This is a genomic window from Brevibacterium sp. Mu109 (genome assembly GCF_900169375.1).
In the GTDB taxonomy this organism is placed as follows: Bacteria; Actinomycetota; Actinomycetes; order Actinomycetales; family Brevibacteriaceae; genus Brevibacterium; species Brevibacterium yomogidense_A.
In genome coordinates this window covers 72,178-89,752 of sequence record NZ_FXZF01000008.1, presented here as the reverse complement: position 1 = coordinate 89,752, position 17,575 = coordinate 72,178, and the positions used below count along the sequence as shown (strand labels likewise).

Sequence of the window (17,575 nt, the reverse complement as noted above, 5' to 3'; positions counted from 1 at the left end):
CGGACGGTCCGCGGATCTGGGAAACCAGTGAGCGTACCACAGGCCGTTTGCGTACAGCGCGACACGCGCGTAGACTGATTCTTTGCATTGCTCTGCCTTCGAGGTGCCTTCATATAGCGGTGGGCCCGATCGAGCTCGTATCTGCGTCTCCCTGCATCCCCATGGGTGCATCGCGACGTCCCGTACGAGCGGGCAGGCCTAGCCGGAGACATCAGGTTTCACCCGGAAGGATCCCATTGGCTGCTGCCGACGAACACACCAGGCCCGCTACCCACCCGCAGCGCATCTCCTTCGCGAAGATTCGCGAACCCCTCGAAGTGCCGGACCTCCTCAGCCTCCAGACCGACAGCTTCGACTGGCTGATCGGCAACGAGCGCTGGCAGGACCGCGTCATCGAGGCGACGGAGATCGGTGACGACTCCGTCGCCACCACCTCCGGCCTCGAAGACATCTTCGAGGAGATCTCCCCGATCGAGGACTTCGCCGGCGCGATGTCGCTCTCGTTCCGGGAGCACCGCTTCGAGCCATCAAAGTACTCCGTCGACGAGTGCAAGGAGCGGGACATGACGTACTCCGCTCCTCTGTTCGTCACCTCGGAGTTCATGAACAACAACACCGGCGAGATCAAGTCGCAGACGGTGTTCATGGGCGATTTCCCCCTCATGACGCCGCAGGGCACGTTCGTGATCAACGGCACGGAGCGCGTCGTCGTCTCCCAGCTGGTCCGTTCGCCCGGCGTGTACTTCGAGACGTCGCCCGACCGCACGTCCGACAAGGACATCTTCACCGCCAAGATCATCCCGTCGCGCGGTGCGTGGCTGGAGTTCGAGGTCGACAAGCGCGATCAGGTGGGTGTCCGCCTCGACCGCAAGCGCAAGCAGTCCGTGACTGTGCTGCTGAAGGCGCTGGGCTGGAGCGAGTCGAAGATCCTCGAGGAGTTCGGCCAGTACGAGTCGATGCGCGAGACCCTGGCGAAGGACACCGTCCAGACCCAGGACGAGGCGCTGCTCGACATCTACCGCAAGCTCCGTCCCGCGGAGCCCGCGACGACGGAAGCGGCGCGCACGCTGCTCAACAACCTCTACTTCAACCCCAAGCGGTACAACCTCGACAAGGTCGGTCGCTACAAGATCAACCGCAAGCTCGGGACCGACGCGCCGCTGACCGACTCCGTCCTCAGCACCGACGACGTCGTCGCGACGATCCGCTACATCGTCGCGCTGCACGCGGGCGACGAGCACATGTCGGGCATGCGCGACGGGCAGCCGGTGCAGCTCCGTGTCGCCGATGACGACATCGACCACTTCGGCAACCGCCGCATCCGTGCGGTCGGCGAGCTGATCGAGAACCAGGTCCGCACGGGCCTGTCCCGCATGGAGCGCGTCGTCCGCGAGCGCATGACCACGCAGGACGTCGAAGCGATCACCCCGCAGTCGCTCATCAACATCCGCCCGGTCGTCGCTGCGATCAAGGAGTTCTTCGGCACCAGCCAGCTCTCGCAGTTCATGGACCAGAACAACCCCCTCGCGGGCCTCACGCACAAGCGTCGCCTGTCCGCGCTGGGACCCGGCGGACTGTCACGCGACCGCGCGGGCATGGACGTCCGTGACGTCCACCCGTCGCACTACGGCCGCATGTGCCCGATCGAGACTCCGGAGGGCCCGAACATCGGCCTGATCGGTTCGCTCGCGTCGTACGCACGCATCAACCCGTTCGGCTTCATCGAGACCCCGTACCGCAAGGTCGTGGACGGCAACGTCTCCGACGAGACGGTGTACCTCACCGCCGATGACGAGCTCGAGTTCACGATCGCGCAGGCCAACGCCCCGCTCGATGACAGCTCGAAGTTCGTCGAGGACCTCGTCCTGGCCCGTCCGAAGGGCGGGTCCGGCGAAGCAGAGCTCATCCCGGTCGCAGAGATCGACTTCATGGACGTGTCCGCACGCCAGATGGTCTCCGTCGCGACCGCGCTGATCCCGTTCCTCGAGCACGACGATGCGAACCGCGCCCTCATGGGTGCGAACATGCAGCGCCAGGCCGTCCCGCTGGTCCGCTCCGAAGCGCCCTACGTGGGCACCGGCATGGAGTACCGTGCAGCCGTCGATGCGGGTGACGTCATCACCGCTGAGAACCCCGGCGTCGTGACCGAGGTGTCGGCCGAGTACGTCACCGTCATGAACGACGACGGCACGCAGCAGATCTACAGGGCGGAGAAGTTCCGCCGGTCGAACCACGGCACGTCCTACAACCAGCGCATCCTGGTCGACGAGGGCGATCGCGTCGAGGTCGGCAGTGTGCTGGGTGACGGCCCGTCGACGGAGAACGGCGAGATGGCGCTGGGCAAGAACCTGCTCGTCGCCTTCATGTCCTGGGAGGGCTACAACTTCGAGGACGCGATCATCCTGTCGCAGCGCATGGTGCAGGACGACGTGCTGTCCTCGATCCACATCGAGGAGCACGAAGTCGATGCCCGCGACACCAAGCTGGGCGCTGAGGAGATCACCCGCGATATCCCGAACATCGCCCCGGACGCACTCGCGGACCTGGACGAGCGCGGCATCATCCGCATCGGTGCTGAAGTCACCGATGGAGACATCCTCGTCGGCAAGGTCACGCCCAAGGGCGAGACCGAACTGACACCGGAGGAGCGCCTGCTCCGCGCGATCTTCGGTGAGAAGTCGCGCGAAGTCCGCGACACCTCGCTCAAGGTCCCGCACGGCGAGTCCGGCACCGTCATCGCCGTCAAGGTCTTCGACCGCGACGAGGATGACGAGCTGGCCCCCGGCGTCAACCAGCTGGTCCGCGTCTACGTGGCCATGCGCCGCAAGATCACGATCGGCGACAAGATGGCCGGCCGCCACGGCAACAAGGGCGTCATCTCCCGGATCCTGCCCGTCGAGGACATGCCGTTCCTGGAGGACGGCACCCCCGTGGACATCATCCTCAACCCGCACGGTGTGCCGCGCCGCATGAACATCGGCCAGGTCATGGAGATCCACATGGGCTGGATCTCCAAGCAGGGCTGGAAGCTCGAAGGCACGCCTGAGTGGGCAGAGAAGATGCACGGCTTCGTGGACGACGTGGAGCCGGGCACGAATGTCGCGACCCCCGTGTTCGACGGTGCCCACTGGGAGGAGCTGCGGGGACTGCTCGAGTCCACCAAGCCCAACCAGGACGGCGAGCGACTCGTCGACGCATCCGGCAAGGCGCGCCTCTTCGACGGCCGCTCCGGCGAGCCCTTCCCGTACCCCGTGTCGGTGGGCTACATGTACATGCTCAAGCTGCACCACCTGGTGGACGACAAGATCCACGCACGGTCGACCGGCCCGTACTCGATGATCACCCAGCAGCCGCTGGGCGGTAAGGCGCAGTTCGGCGGTCAGCGCTTCGGTGAGATGGAGGTGTGGGCGCTCGAAGCGTACGGCGCGGCCTACACGCTCCAGGAGCTCCTCACGATCAAGTCGGATGACATCCCCGGTCGCGTCAAGGTGTACGAGGCGATCGTCAAGGGTGAGAACCTGCCGGACCCGGGCATCCCGGAGTCCTTCAAGGTCCTCATCAAGGAGATGCAGTCACTCTGCCTGGACATCGAGGTGCTCTCGTCCGACGGCATGGAGGTGGAGATGCGCGACTCCGACGAGGAGGTCTTCCGCGCCGCGGAGGAACTCGGCATCAACCTGTCTCGCCCTGAGGCGAACACCGTCGAAGAAGTCTGACCCCACCGAACGAACTGGGGACGGCCCGATCGGTCGTCCCGCCAACAGAGAAGGATTCACGTGCCTGACGTCAATTTCTTTGATGAACTGCGCATCGGCCTCGCCACGGCCGACGACATCCGCCGATGGTCGCACGGTGAGGTCAAGAAGCCAGAGACCATCAACTACCGCACCCTGAAGCCTGAGAAGGACGGACTCTTCTGCGAGCGGATCTTCGGTCCCACCCGGGACTGGGAGTGCGCATGCGGGAAGTACAAGCGCGTCCGCTTCAAGGGCATCATCTGCGAGCGCTGCGGCGTCGAGGTGACGCGAGCGAAGGTCCGCCGTGAGCGGATGGGCCACATCGAGCTCGCAGCACCCGTCACCCACATCTGGTACTTCAAGGGTGTCCCGTCCCGCCTGGGCTACCTGCTCGATCTGGCCCCGAAGGATCTCGAGAAGATCATCTACTTCGCGGCCTACATGATCACCTCCGTGGACGAGGAGTCGCGCCACCGCGATCTGCCGACTCTGCAGAACCAGATCGACATCGAGAAGAAGCGCGTCGAGAACCGTCGCGATTCGGACGTCGACCGCCGTGCCAAGAAGATGGAAGAGGACCTCAAGGCCCTCGAGGCGGACGGCGCGACCGCTGCCGCGAAGCGGAAGATCGAGACGCAGGCGGAGAAGGAGATGTCCAATCTCCGGAAGTCCGCCGATCGTGAGATCGACCGGATCGAGAAGGTCTGGGACCGGTTCAAGAGCCTCAAGGTCTCCGACCTCGAGGGCGACGAATCGCTGTACCGCGACATGGTCGCACGGTTCGGCCTCTACTTCTCGGGTTCCATGGGTGCCGCTGCCATCCAGCAGCGCCTCAAGGACTTCGACCTCGAAGCCGAAGCAGACATGCTGCGCGAGCTGATCAAGACGGGCAAGGGACAGCGGAAGACCCGTGCGCTCAAGCGCCTCAAGGTGGTCAACGCGTTCCTCACGACGGACAACTCGCCCGTCGGCATGGTCCTGGACGCCGTCCCGGTCATCCCGCCGGACCTGCGTCCGATGGTGCAGCTGGACGGCGGCCGCTTCGCGACCTCCGACCTCAATGACCTGTACCGTCGCGTGATCAACCGCAACAACCGTCTGAAGCGCCTGCTCGACCTCGGTGCACCCGAGATCATCGTGAACAACGAGAAGCGGATGCTGCAGGAGTCCGTCGACTCCCTGTTCGACAACGGCCGGCGCGGTCGTCCGGTCACCGGACCGGGCAACCGTCCGTTGAAGTCGCTGTCGGACATGCTGAAGGGCAAGCAGGGCCGGTTCCGCCAGAACCTGCTGGGCAAGCGCGTCGACTACTCCGGCCGTTCGGTCATCGTCGTGGGCCCGACCCTGCAGCTGCACCAGTGCGGTCTGCCGAAGACCATGGCGCTCGAGCTGTTCAAGCCGTTCGTCATGAAGCGCCTGGTCGACCTCAACCACGCTCAGAACATCAAGTCCGCTAAGCGGATGGTCGAGCGTCAGCACGGCCAGGTCTGGGATGTGCTGGAAGAGGTCATCACGGAGCACCCGGTGCTGCTGAACCGCGCACCCACGCTGCACCGTCTGGGCATCCAGGCGTTCGAACCGCAGCTGGTCGAGGGCAAGGCCATCCAGATCCACCCGCTCGTCTGCTCCGCGTTCAACGCGGACTTCGACGGTGACCAGATGGCCGTGCACCTGCCGCTCTCCACGGAGGCCCAGGCAGAGGCACGCGTCCTGATGCTGTCCGCGAACAACATCCTGAAGCCGTCCGACGGCAAGCCCGTGACCATGCCCTCGCAGGACATGATCATCGGCATCTACCACCTCACCAGCGAGCGCTCCGGCGCGGCGGGTGAGGGCCGCGAGTTCAAGGACATCGCGGAGGCCATCATGGCCTTCGACCTGGGTGAGCTCGACCTGGGTGCTCCGATCCGGGTCCGGGTCGACACCCTGGTGCCCGGCAAGGACATCCCGGCGCCTGAAGGATGGGAGCCCGGACAGCAGGTCGTCCTCTCGACCACGCTGGGCCGCGCACTGTTCAATGACGTGCTGCCGGATTCCTACGAGTACGTGAACCGCACGGTGGACAAGAAGCTGCTGTCGGCGATCGTCAACCGTCTGGCCGACGAGTACCCGAAGGTCGAGGTCGCGCAGACGCTCGACAACTTCAAGTCGGACGGCTTCTACTGGGCCACCCGTTCCGGAATCACCGTGGCGATGTCCGACATCGTCGCGCCGGAGGCCAAGAAGGAGCTGCTGGACGGTGCTGAGGAGCTCGTCGATCGCGTCGAGGAGCAGTACAGCATCGGTGCGCTCACCTACGAGGAGCGCCGCGGCGAGCTCGTGAAGATCTGGACCGAGGCGACGGACAAGGTGTCCGCCTCCATGGAGCAGAACTTCCCGGAGGAGAACCCCGTGCTGCGGCTCGTGAACTCCGGAGCGTCGGGCAACTGGATGCAGGTCCGCCAGCTGGCGGGCATGCGCGGACTGGTGACGAACCCCAAGGGTGAGATCATCCCGCGCCCCATCAAGTCGAACTACCGCGAGGGCCTGTCCGTCCTCGAGTACTTCATCGCGTCGCACGGTGCACGCAAGGGCCTTGCGGACACCGCGCTGAGGACGGCCGACTCCGGTTACCTGACCCGTCGACTCGTCGACGTGTCGCAGGACGTCATCGTCCGGGCGGCGGACACCGATTCGGCGAAGGGCATCACACTGCCCATCGCCCAGCGGGGCCTCGACGGAGCGCTCGAGCCGCACGAGTACGCGGAGACGAGCGTCTACGGGCGCCTCACGGTGTCGGACGTGAAGAACTCCGACGGCGAGGTCATCGTTCCGGCGAAGACCGACGTGAACGGGGACGTCATCGACCTCCTCGTGGCGAACGGCGTGGAGGATCTCAAGGTCCACTCCGTCCTCACGGCCGATTCCGACGTCCAGATCTCCGCGATGCACTACGGACGCTCGATGGCGACCGGTCAGCTCGTGGACATCGGCGAGGCGATCGGCACCGTTGCGGCGCAGTCGATCGGTGAGCCCGGCACGCAGCTGACGATGCGTACGTTCCACACCGGTGGCGTCGCCGCCGGCGGTGGCGACATCACGCAGGGCCTGCCCCGTGTGACCGAGCTCTTCGAAGCGCGGACGCCCAAGGGCTTCGCGCCGATCGCGGAGGCCGCCGGTCGTGTGAAGGTCGACGATTCGCGCAAGACGCGCTTCGTCATCGTCACCCCGGACGACGGAGGCGAGGAGATCGAGCACGCTGTCGGTCGCCGCAGCCGCCTGCTGGTGGAGGACGGTCAGCGCGTCGACGCGGGCGCACAGCTCGTCGAGGGCGCGATCGATCCCAAGCAGGTCCTGCGCATCCGCGGTCGTCGCGAGGCGGAGAGGTTCCTCGTCGACGAGGTGCAGAAGGTGTACCGCTCCCAGGGCGTGGGCATCCACGACAAGCACATCGAGGTCATCGTCCGGCAGATGCTCCGTCGCGTGACGGTCATCGAGTCCGGTGACACGAAGCTGCTGCCCGGTGAGCTGGTGGACCGTGGTCGCTACCAGGAGGCGAACAAGGCCGTCGTGGCAGAGGGCGGTCAGCCGGCCTCTGCGCGCGACGAGCTGATGGGCATCACGAAGGCGTCGCTCGCGACCGAATCGTGGCTGTCCGCAGCCTCCTTCCAGGAGACGACGCGCGTCCTGACCGAGGCGGCACTGGAAGGTCGCTCCGACCCGCTGCTGGGTCTCAAGGAGAACGTCATCCTCGGTAAGCTCATCCCGGCCGGCACGGGTATGCACAAGTACCGGGACATGATCGTCGAGCCGACGGAAGAGGCGAAGCAGGAGCTGTTCACCAACTCCTACAGCGACTTCTACCCGCCGCTCGGCAGCGACTCCGGTGCAGCGATCCCGCTCGAGGACTACGACTTCGGCTCCTTCGCCTGAGTCGTTCCTCCGCGATTGAGAGGGCCCGCACACGCTACGGCGTGTGCGGGCCCTCCGCCATTCAGCTCTGACGGACCGCGTGTTGATGAAGGTCAGTTGGATGTTCGTGAAGCTGACCTTCACCGCGGTCCGGAGACCGGATGCCTATCCCAGGAGGATCTGCATCTCATCCCACCGGCTCCGGGGGACCCTCTTGAGCCTGTCGACCGCGTCGGCCATGTGGACGCGGACGATCTCCGTCGAATCGAGCGACGCCATCTGACCCCACGCCCGCTCGACGGCCATGTCTGCGGCGGCCATGCCCAGCCGGGTGGAGAGGACGCGGTCGTACGCGGTGGGGGAGCCGCCCCGCTGCAGGTGCCCCAGGACCGTCGAGCGGGTCTCGATGCCCGTCGCCTCCTCGATGAGAGGGGCGAGCTCTTCGGCGATCCCGCCCAGTCGCGGCCGTCCGTCGCGCGCGTCTCCCTTGGCGGCGACGGCCTCTCCCCGGTCCTCCGGGACGAAGCCCTCGGCCACGACGACGATCGGGGCGCGACCGCGGTCCTGCGCGGAGCGCACCCACCGGTAGATCCGGTCGTACGGCACGGGGAACTCCGGGATGAGGACTGCGTGAGCACCGGCGGCCATGCCGGCGTGCAGTGCGATCCACCCGACATGGCGTCCCATCACCTCGACGACCATGCAGCGGTGGTGGGATTCGGCAGTGGTGCGCAGGCGGTCGATGGATTCGGTCGCGATCGCCGATGCCGTATCGAACCCGAAAGTGTAATCGGTGCCGTCGAGGTCGTTGTCGATCGTCTTCGGCACACCGACCACGGGCAGTCCCTCGTCGTCCGCCAGGCGTGCGGCGCCTGCGAGCGTGCCCTCACCGCCGATCGCGATGACCGCGTCGATTCCGCGAGCGGCCAGCACCTCGCGCATCCGGTCCGGTCCGCCGCCGGAGTACGGGTGCGTCCGCGACGTGCCGAGGATCGTGCCGCCGCGACCGGACAGGCCGCGGACGTCATAGGTGGTGAGCGGTGAGATGTCGTCCTCGAGCAGTCCCCGCCAGCCGTCGCGGATGCCTGCGAACTCGACCCGGTGGGCGCGGGCGCCCTTCCGCACTGCTCCGCGGATGACAGCGTTGAGTCCCGGTCCGTCTCCGCCTGATGTCATGATCCCGATGCGCATGCCGTCAGGGTATCGGCCGGACGCCGACCGCGGACCGGGGCGCTCAGCCCTCGAGGCTCCGGCGCGGCGTCCAGTTGGGGTCGAGCTTCACGTCGTGGCCCGCCATGAGGCTGAAGCCGGTGAGGATGACCGTGCCGTTCGACCCGTCGCCCCGTGCGTTCTTCGCGATCGTGTTGCCAGCCATCAGGTTGGCTGTCCGGTCGATCACCTTGACTCCGGCGGGGACGTAGACGTCATTGCCCGCCCACATGGCGTAGCACTCGAGGGTCACTTCGACCCCCGGCCCCATCACGTCGCCCAGGTAGATCTCGTCGCCGCCCATGAGTGCATAGCTGCGGACGAGGTCCGTCCCCGGCTCCACGACGTGCTCCCTGCCGCTCAGGACGGCGACGGTCGTCTCCGGCGGGCCGCTCCCAGCGGTGACGGGCACGATGTCGCCGCCCGAGGTGTGCGCGAGGGTGCCGGGGGAGGGGCGCGGGTGCTCCGCGCGGCCGGTGTGCGATGAGAAGCGGGCGGCGAGCTCACGGCCTTCGGGCAGGTCGTCGATCAGGTCGGGGAGCTCGTCGACGTAGCGGGCGCGGAGCGTATCGCGCTGTCGCTCGTCGACCTCGGAGGGGTCGAGGCGGCCGGCGCCGTGCGCACGCGCGAGCACGTCGAGGACTGCGTCGCGCTCCTCGTCGCCGGCGCGCAGGCGAGGCGTCCGCGGCGCGGGGTCGTCGCCGTCGTGCCGATCGGGCTCGGAGGAGTGCGGAGGCGTCATGCGTCCTAGAGTACCGAGTGGGCTCCACCGCCCACTCGCGCATGTGATCCTGCTTCCTTCTCCGCCTCGACTTTGACCGCTGGCGATCGTCCGCGATAATCTGGTACGTGGCTGTCTTGAGGACAGTCACGCCCGCGCGCTGTGCGAGCCTGCCACGACCCACCTGCAGGGACGTGGACACCAGGACGCGCCGCTCACGGCAGTGCAGTCCGCTGAGAAGCGGGATCGCACTGGTCCGCCGGTCCGACACACCCGACTGCGGGTGCACAGGACCCGTGCGGATACTGGGATCAGGCAGGCAGCTTCACCTGGTCGCCAGTCGGACACGCTCGGGTTGACGCAGGCCTTCATCCGTGGAGGACCCGGGATTAGGAACATCGAGAAGCATCGGAGAACAACTCAGTGCCCACTATTCAGCAGCTCGTCCGCAAGGGGCGACAGGACAAGGCCGTGAAGAACGCCACGCCTGGCCTCAAAGGCGGTCCGCAGCGGCGCGGCGTGTGCACCCGCGTGTACACGACCACTCCCAAGAAGCCGAACTCCGCACTCCGCAAGGTTGCGCGTGTGAAGCTCTCGAGCCAGATCGAGATCTCCGCGTACATCCCCGGTGAGGGCCACAACCTGCAGGAGCACTCGATCGTGCTCGTCCGCGGTGGCCGTGTGAAGGACCTCCCGGGTGTTCGCTACAAGATCGTCCGCGGCGCTCTCGACACACAGGGAGTCAAGGGTCGCCAGCAGGCCCGCAGCCGCTACGGAGCCAAGAGGGAGAAGAAGTAATGCCGCGCAAGGGCCCCGCACCCAAGCGACCGGTCGTCATCGATCCGGTCTTCAGCTCACCCGTCGTCACCCAGCTCATCAACAAGGTGCTGCTCGACGGAAAGCGCTCCACTGCTGAGCGCATCGTCTACGGAGCCCTCGAGGGCACCCGTGACAAGCTCAACGGACAGGATCCGGTGACGACGCTCAAGAAGGCGCTCGACAACATCCGTCCCTCACTCGAAGTCCGTTCCCGCCGCGTCGGCGGTGCGACCTACCAGGTCCCCGTCGAGGTCCGCGCGAGCCGCTCGACGACGCTGGCGCTGCGCTGGCTCGTCGGCTACTCCCGCCAGCGCCGCGAGAAGAGCATGACCGACCGCCTCCAGAACGAGATCATGGACGCGGCCAACGGTCTGGGCGCCGCTGTGAAGCGCCGCGAGGACACGCACAAGATGGCGGAGTCCAACAAGGCGTTCGCCCACTACCGCTGGTAACAGAGGCGACGATCCCCAGTCCGGGCCCACCGGCTCGGACTGGGGGAGTCATCGACACGAGAGAGAGAAACCGTGGCACTTGACGTGCTCAGCGACCTCAGCAAGGTCCGCAACATCGGCATCATGGCCCACATCGATGCCGGCAAGACGACGACGACGGAACGCATCCTCTTCTACACCGGCGTGAACTACAAGATCGGCGAGACGCACGACGGCGCCTCGACGATGGACTGGATGGAGCAGGAGCAGGAGCGCGGCATCACCATCACGTCCGCTGCGACGACCTGCTACTGGGAAGACAACCAGTTCAACATCATCGACACCCCCGGCCACGTCGACTTCACGGTCGAGGTGGAGCGCTCGCTCCGCGTGCTCGATGGTGCCGTCGCCGTGTTCGACGGCAAGGAGGGCGTCGAGCCCCAGTCGGAGACCGTGTGGCGCCAGGCTGACAAGTACAACGTGCCGCGTGTCTGCTTCGTCAACAAGATGGACAAGCTCGGCGCGGACTTCTACTACACCATCAGCACCATCAAGGATCGCCTGGGAGCCAAGCCGCTCGTCATCCAGCTCCCGATCGGCGCTGAGTCCGACTTCCGCGGTGTCGTCGATCTCCTCGAGATGAAGGCCTACGAGTGGCCGGACGAGTCGAAGAAGGGCCAGGACATGACGGAGGTCGCCATTCCGGACGACCTCCAGGAGCGTGCTGAGGAGTACCGCGCGCAGCTCGTCGAGGATGCCGCTGAGGCGAACGACGACCTCATGGAGAAGTACCTCGAAGAGGGCGAGCTGACGATCGAGGAGATGAAGGCCGGCATCCGCCAGCTGACCATCGCTTCGCAGGCGTACCCCGTCATGTGCGGTTCGGCGTTCAAGAACAAGGGCATCCAGCTGGTGCTCAACGCAGTGACCGACTACCTGCCGTCCCCGCTCGACGTGCCCGCCATCGAGGGCCACCCGGTCGACAACGAGGACGAGGTCATCACGCGCGAGCCGGAGAAGAGCGGACCGTTCGCGGCGCTGGCCTTCAAGGTCGCCACTCACCCCTTCTTCGGATCGCTCACCTACGTGCGCGTGTATTCCGGCACGGTGAAGACCGGTGACCAGGTCGTCAACACGACCAACGGGAAGAAGGAGCGCGTCGGCAAGCTCTTCCAGATGCACTCCAACAAGGAGAACCCGGTGGAGCAGGCCTTCGCGGGCCACATCTACGCGTTCATCGGCCTCAAGGAGACGACGACCGGCGACACGCTCTGCGAGCCGGCCAACCCGATCGTGCTCGAGTCGATGTCCTTCCCGGATCCCGTCATCTTCGTCTCCATCGAGCCGAAGACGAAGGGCGATCAGGAGAAGCTCGGCACGGCGATCCAGAAGCTGGTGAAGGAGGATCCCACCTTCACGGTCAACCTCAACGAGGAGACCGGCCAGACGGAGATCGGCGGCATGGGCGAGCTGCACCTCGACGTGTTCGTGGACCGCATGAAGCGCGAGTTCAAGGTCGAGGCGAACATCGGCAAGCCCCAGGTCGCCTACCGCGAGACGATCCGTCGCGCCGTGCCGAAGATCGACTACACGCACAAGAAGCAGACCGGCGGTTCGGGACAGTTCGCCAAGGTCCAGGTCTCCATCGAGCCGATGGAGGTCGAGGGCGACAATGTCTTCGAGTTCGTGGATGCGATCACCGGTGGCCGCGTGCCCCGCGAGTACATCCCCAGCGTGGGCCAGGGCATCGAGTCCGCGATGCAGCTCGGCGTGCTGGCGGGCTACCCGCTCGTCGGCATCAAGGCGACGCTGCTCGACGGTGCGTACCACGACGTCGACTCCTCGGAGATGGCGTTCAAGATCGCCGGTTCGATGGTGCTCAAGGAAGCCGTTCCGCGTGCCGATCCCGTGCTGCTCGAGCCGGTCATGGATGTCGAGGTCCGTACTCCCGAGGAGTACATGGGCGACGTCATCGGTGACCTGAACTCGCGTCGTGGTCAGATCCAGTCGATGGAGGACGCCACCGGCGTCAAGGTCGTCAAGGCTCTGGTCCCGCTGTCGGAGATGTTCGGATACATCGGCGACCTGCGTTCGAAGACGCAGGGTCGTGCTGTGTACACGATGCTCTTCCACAGCTACGGAGAGGTTCCGAAGAACGTCGCCGACGAGATCATCCAGAAGGTCCGCGGCGGGGAGTGATCCTCACCCACCCGTGACATTGTGCGGGAGCCGATCGGCTGTCAGCATAGTCTCACTCATCTACCCACAATCCGGTTCTAGGATATGAACCGCATATCCTGCACCAAACACCAGGAGGAACCCAGTGGCAAAGGCCTCATTCGAAAGGACCAAGCCCCACGTCAACATCGGGACGATCGGGCACGTCGACCACGGTAAGACGACTCTTACCGCAGCGATCACAAAGGTCCTTGCAGACAAGTACCCGGACCTCAACGAGTCGCGGGCATTCGACCAGGTCGACAACGCGCCGGAAGAGAAGCAGCGCGGCATCACGATCAACGTGTCGCACGTCGAGTACCAGACGGAGACGCGCCACTACGCGCACGTCGACGCTCCGGGCCACGCTGACTACGTGAAGAACATGATCACGGGTGCAGCGCAGATGGACGGCGCGATCCTCGTGGTCGCAGCGACCGACGGCCCGATGCCGCAGACGCGTGAGCACGTGCTGCTCGCACGCCAGGTCGGCGTTCCGTACATCGTCGCCGCGCTGAACAAGTCGGACATGGTCGACGACGAGGAGCTCATCGAGCTCGTCGAGTTCGAGGTCCGCGACCTCCTCTCCTCGCAGGACTTCGACGGAGACAACGCACCGGTCGTGCCGGTGTCCGCTCTCAAGGCGCTCGAGGGCGACGAGAAGTGGGTCAAGTCCGTCGAAGACCTCATGGATGCCGTGGACGCGAACGTCCCGGAGCCGGAGCGCGACGTCGACAAGCCCTTCCTCATGCCTGTCGAGGATGTCTTCACGATCACCGGTCGCGGCACGGTCGTCACCGGTCGTGTGGAGCGCGGCGTGCTCCTCCCCAACGAGGAGATCGAGATCGTCGGCATCAAGGAGCACTCCTCCAAGACGACGGTCACCGCGATCGAGATGTTCCGCAAGACCCTGCCGGACGCCCGTGCGGGCGAGAACGTGGGACTCCTGCTCCGCGGCACGAAGCGCGAGGACGTCGAGCGCGGCCAGGTCATCGTGAAGCCGAACTCGATCACGCCTCACACGAACTTCGAGGCGCAGGTCTACATCCTCTCGAAGGATGAGGGCGGGCGTCACAACCCGTTCTACTCGAACTACCGTCCGCAGTTCTACTTCCGTACGACGGACGTCACCGGCGTCATCACGCTGCCCGAGGGCACCGAGATGGTCATGCCCGGCGACAACACCGACATGTCGGTCGAGCTGATCCAGCCGATCGCTATGGAGGAGGGCCTCCGCTTCGCCATCCGTGAGGGTGGACGCACGGTGGGCGCCGGTCGTGTCGTGTCTATCACCAAGTGATCTGAACGACTCTCCCGCAGGTCTGTGACCTGCGGCGGAATCCGCGAAGGGCCTCGGGGGCAACCCCGGGGCCCTTCGTCATGCACGCCGGCCGGTACCCCGGGACCGGTGTGGATTTGCGAGGACACGCCCGGCGTGCCAAGATAGTGTGGTTGTGATCCGGGACCACTGACCCCTGCACTGCGACGATGAGTCGCGAACGGTCCTGGAGAATCCGGCTGTTGAATCTGCACTCGTGCGGGTTCGGGCCGGGCAGCCATTGAACGAGTGTCGACACTCTGCCGCGAGGCAGAAGCGACACGCCCGACCTCGGGGGTCGGTCACGTCAAGCCGGCGCAGACGCTCATCCGCAAGGAGGGCGTTGATGGCCGGGAAGTTCGAAAGGAAGAGACTTTCGCCATGGCGGGACAGAAGATCCGCATCCGGCTCAAGTCGTACGACCACGCTGTGATCGACAGTGCCGCACGCAAGATCGTGGACACAGTCACTCGCGCAGGCGCAACGGTCGTCGGCCCGGTGCCGCTGCCTACGGAGAAGAACGTGTACTGCGTCATCCGTTCGCCGCACAAGTACAAGGACAGCCGCGAGCACTTCGAGATGCGCACGCACAAGCGCCTCATCGACATCGTGGACCCGACGCCTAAGGCGGTCGATTCGCTCATGCGCCTCGACCTCGCCGATGACGTCAACATCGAGATCAAGCTCTGAGGGGGAGGACATGGCCAACACACGTTCCAAAGCTCTCCCCACCACCCGCAGCGTCAAGGGCATCCTGGGCACCAAGCTCGGCATGACCCAGGTGTGGGACGAGGACAACAACTTCGTGCCGGTGACCGTCGTGCAGGCGTCGCCGAACGTCGTGACCCAGATCCGCAGCGAAGAGGTCGACGGCTACTCCGCCGTGCAGATCGGCTTCGGAGACATGGACCCGCGCAAGGTCAACAAGCCTGACGCTGGCCACTTCGAGAAGGCCGGCGTCGCACCGCGTCGTCACCTCGTCGAGCTGCGCACGGCCGACTCCGCCGACTACGAGCTCGGTCAGGAGATCACGGCTGAGGTGTTCGAGTCCGGCGCGAAGATCGACGTCACCGCGACCACCAAGGGCAAGGGCACCGCAGGCGTCATGAAGCGCCACGGGTTCGCCGGTGTGGGCGCGTCGCACGGTCAGCACCGCAACCACCGCAAGGCCGGTTCGATCGGCGGCGCGGCGACCCCCGGGCGCGTGTTCAAGGGCATGCGCATGGCCGGTCGCATGGGCGCCGTCCGTCACACGACTCAGAACCTCACCGTCCACTCGGTCGACGCGGACGCCGGACTGCTGCTCATCAAGGGTGCCGTCCCCGGCCCCAAGGGCGGAGTCGTTCTCGTTCGTACCTCTGCGAAGGAGGCATAAGAGATGACTGACACGAAGACCATCGATGTCATCGATGCGGACGGCGCGAAGGCCGGCACCGCTGAGCTCCCCAGCGCTGTGTTCGCCGTTCCGACGAACGTTCCGCTGATCCACCAGGTCGTGATCGCTCAGCTCGCCGCTGCGCGTCAGGGCACGCACAAGGCGAAGACCCGCGCCGAGGTCCGTGGCGGCGGCCGCAAGCCGTACCGCCAGAAGGGCACCGGCAACGCGCGTCAGGGCTCGATCCGCGCTCCGCAGTACGCGGGCGGCGGTATCGTGCACGGTCCGGTTCCGCGTGACTACTCGCAGCGGACGCCCAAGAAGATGAAGGCGGCCGCACTGCGCGGTGCGCTCTCCGACCGGGCGCGCCTCGATCGCGTGCACGTCGTCACCTCACTGGTGACCGGCGATGTGCCGTCGACCAAGATCGCGCGGGCAGCGCTCGCGAAGATCTCCGACCGCAGGAACAAGCTCGTCGTCATCGAGCGCGGCGACGATCTCACCCACCTGAGCGTGCGCAACCTGACACGTGTCCACGTGCTTCCCGTCGATCAGCTCAACACGTACGACGTGCTGATGTCCGACGATGTCGTGTTCACCCAGGCCGCACTCGACGCCTTCCTCGCACGCACGGCCGGCACGGCCGCAGCGGCGAGCACAGAGGAGGACGCACAGTGAGCTCCGTGACCATCAAGGACCCGCGCGACATCATCATCGCGCCCGTCGTTTCCGAGAAGACCTACGCGCTCATGGACGAGGGGAAGTACACCTTCCTCGTCGACCCGCGGTCGAACAAGTCGGAGATCAAGTACGCCATCGAGGCGATCTTCGGCGTCAAGGTCGACCGGGTCAACACCCTCAACCGCCAGGGCAAGGTCCGCCGGACGCGTACCGGCACGGGCAAGCGCAACGACACGAAGCGTGCGATCGTCAGCCTCAAGCAGGGCGACATCGACATCTTCGGCGGCGCGCTCTGAGCGCCGGCTGACAGGTAAGGATTAGAAGACAATGGGAATCCGTAAGCACAAGCCGACGACCCCGGGCCGCCGTGGCAGCTCCGTCGCCGACTTCGTCGAAGTGACCCGGTCGACACCGGAGAAGTCGCTTCTTCGTCCCCTCCCGAAAAAAGGCGGACGCAACAGCAACGGTCGTGTGACCACGCGCCACCAGGGCGGCGGTCACAAGCGCCAGTACCGCGTCATCGACTTCCGTCGCCATGACAAGGACGGCGTCGAAGCGCGCGTCGCGCACATCGAATACGACCCGAACCGCACAGCGCGCATCGCGCTGCTGCACTACGTGGATGGCACCAAGCGCTACATCATCGCTCCGACCAAGCTCAAGCAGGGCGACGTCATCGAAGCTGGTGCTGACGCAGACATCAAGCCCGGCAACAGCCTGCAGCTGCGCAACGTGCCCGTGGGCACCGTCGTGCACGCGGTGGAGCTCCGTCCCGGCGGCGGCGCGAAGATCGCGCGCTCCGCGGGATCGTCGGTGCAGCTCGTGGCGAAGGACGGCCCGTATGCGCAGCTGCGCATGCCTTCCGGTGAGATCCGCAACGTCGATGCGCGCTGCCGCGCGACGATCGGCGAGGTGGGCAACTCCGAGCAGTCGAACATCAGTTGGGGCAAGGCAGGACGCATGCGCTGGAAGGGCCACCGCCCCTCCGTCCGCGGTGTCGTGATGAACCCGATCGATCACCCGCACGGTGGTGGCGAGGGCAAGACTTCGGGTGGACGCCACCCGGTCAGCCCGTGGGGTCAGGCCGAAGGCCGGACCCGTCGTCCGAACAAGGAAAGCGACAAGTACATCGTGCGTCGCCGTCGCACCGGCAAGAAGCGCTGATAGGGAGCCTCA

Annotated in this window: 13 protein-coding genes; 11 read left to right on the top strand and 2 right to left on the bottom strand. The window is 65.9% G+C overall.

Annotated features, from left to right (window positions below):
• Positions 1–230 precede the first annotated feature (230 nt).
• Positions 231–3,716, top strand: a complete 3,486-nt coding sequence (rpoB, locus tag BSP109_RS06655) for a DNA-directed RNA polymerase subunit beta (RefSeq protein WP_373404779.1) — start codon at positions 231–233, stop codon at positions 3,714–3,716.
• Positions 3,717–3,776: 60 nt separating this feature from the next.
• A complete protein-coding gene (locus BSP109_RS06650; protein ID WP_101599781.1) occupies positions 3,777–7,649 on the top strand; it encodes a DNA-directed RNA polymerase subunit beta' in 3,873 nt (1,290 codons plus the stop codon).
• A gap of 144 nt (positions 7,650–7,793) precedes the next feature.
• On the opposite strand, the gene BSP109_RS06645 is transcribed toward BSP109_RS06650, so the two are convergent.
• Positions 7,794–8,819: a 6-phosphofructokinase gene (locus BSP109_RS06645; RefSeq protein WP_101599780.1), complete on the bottom strand. Its 1,026-nt coding sequence runs from the start codon at positions 8,817–8,819 to the stop codon at positions 7,794–7,796.
• Positions 8,820–8,862: 43 nt separating this feature from the next.
• Complete coding sequence (locus BSP109_RS06640; RefSeq protein WP_087007618.1) at positions 8,863–9,579, bottom strand: DUF1707 domain-containing protein; 717 nt, start codon at positions 9,577–9,579, stop codon at positions 8,863–8,865.
• Between the two features lie 402 nt (positions 9,580–9,981).
• Here BSP109_RS06640 and rpsL point away from each other — a divergent pair, with 402 nt between their 5' ends.
• The 9 genes from rpsL to rplB all read left to right on the top strand — a co-directional run bounded on the left by rpsL (position 9,982) and on the right by rplB (position 17,563).
• Positions 9,982–10,356 (top strand): 30S ribosomal protein S12, encoded by a 375-nt coding sequence (rpsL, locus tag BSP109_RS06635; RefSeq protein WP_087007620.1) that lies wholly within the window; start codon positions 9,982–9,984, stop codon positions 10,354–10,356.
• Positions 10,356–10,829, top strand: coding sequence for a 30S ribosomal protein S7 (gene rpsG / locus BSP109_RS06630; protein WP_087007622.1), 474 nt, complete (start codon positions 10,356–10,358; stop codon positions 10,827–10,829). The genes rpsL and rpsG overlap by 1 nt, the downstream gene beginning before the upstream one ends.
• Before the next feature lie 72 nt (positions 10,830–10,901).
• Positions 10,902–13,007: an elongation factor G gene (fusA, locus tag BSP109_RS06625; protein ID WP_101599779.1), complete on the top strand. Its 2,106-nt coding sequence runs from the start codon at positions 10,902–10,904 to the stop codon at positions 13,005–13,007.
• Between the two features lie 124 nt (positions 13,008–13,131).
• On the top strand, positions 13,132–14,325 hold the full coding sequence (tuf, locus tag BSP109_RS06620) for an elongation factor Tu (protein ID WP_087007625.1): 1,194 nt from the start codon (positions 13,132–13,134) through the stop codon (positions 14,323–14,325).
• Positions 14,326–14,724: 399 nt separating this feature from the next.
• The gene (gene rpsJ, locus BSP109_RS06615; RefSeq protein ID WP_009379191.1) at positions 14,725–15,033 is read left to right on the top strand and encodes a 30S ribosomal protein S10; all 309 of its coding nucleotides are present in this window, start codon (positions 14,725–14,727) and stop codon (positions 15,031–15,033) included.
• A gap of 10 nt (positions 15,034–15,043) precedes the next feature.
• Positions 15,044–15,718 carry a 50S ribosomal protein L3 gene (gene rplC, locus BSP109_RS06610; RefSeq protein WP_087007627.1) on the top strand — a complete coding sequence of 225 codons (675 nt, stop codon included), beginning with the start codon at positions 15,044–15,046 and terminating at the stop codon, positions 15,716–15,718.
• 3 nt (positions 15,719–15,721) lie between these two features.
• Positions 15,722–16,396, top strand: a complete 675-nt coding sequence (gene rplD / locus BSP109_RS06605; protein WP_087007629.1) for a 50S ribosomal protein L4 — start codon at positions 15,722–15,724, stop codon at positions 16,394–16,396.
• The gene (gene rplW / locus BSP109_RS06600; protein WP_179207138.1) at positions 16,393–16,695 is read left to right on the top strand and encodes a 50S ribosomal protein L23; all 303 of its coding nucleotides are present in this window, start codon (positions 16,393–16,395) and stop codon (positions 16,693–16,695) included. The genes rplD and rplW overlap by 4 nt, the downstream gene beginning before the upstream one ends.
• Before the next feature lie 31 nt (positions 16,696–16,726).
• The gene (gene rplB, locus BSP109_RS06595) at positions 16,727–17,563 is read left to right on the top strand and encodes a 50S ribosomal protein L2 (RefSeq protein WP_087007631.1); all 837 of its coding nucleotides are present in this window, start codon (positions 16,727–16,729) and stop codon (positions 17,561–17,563) included.
• Positions 17,564–17,575: the final 12 nt, after the last annotated feature.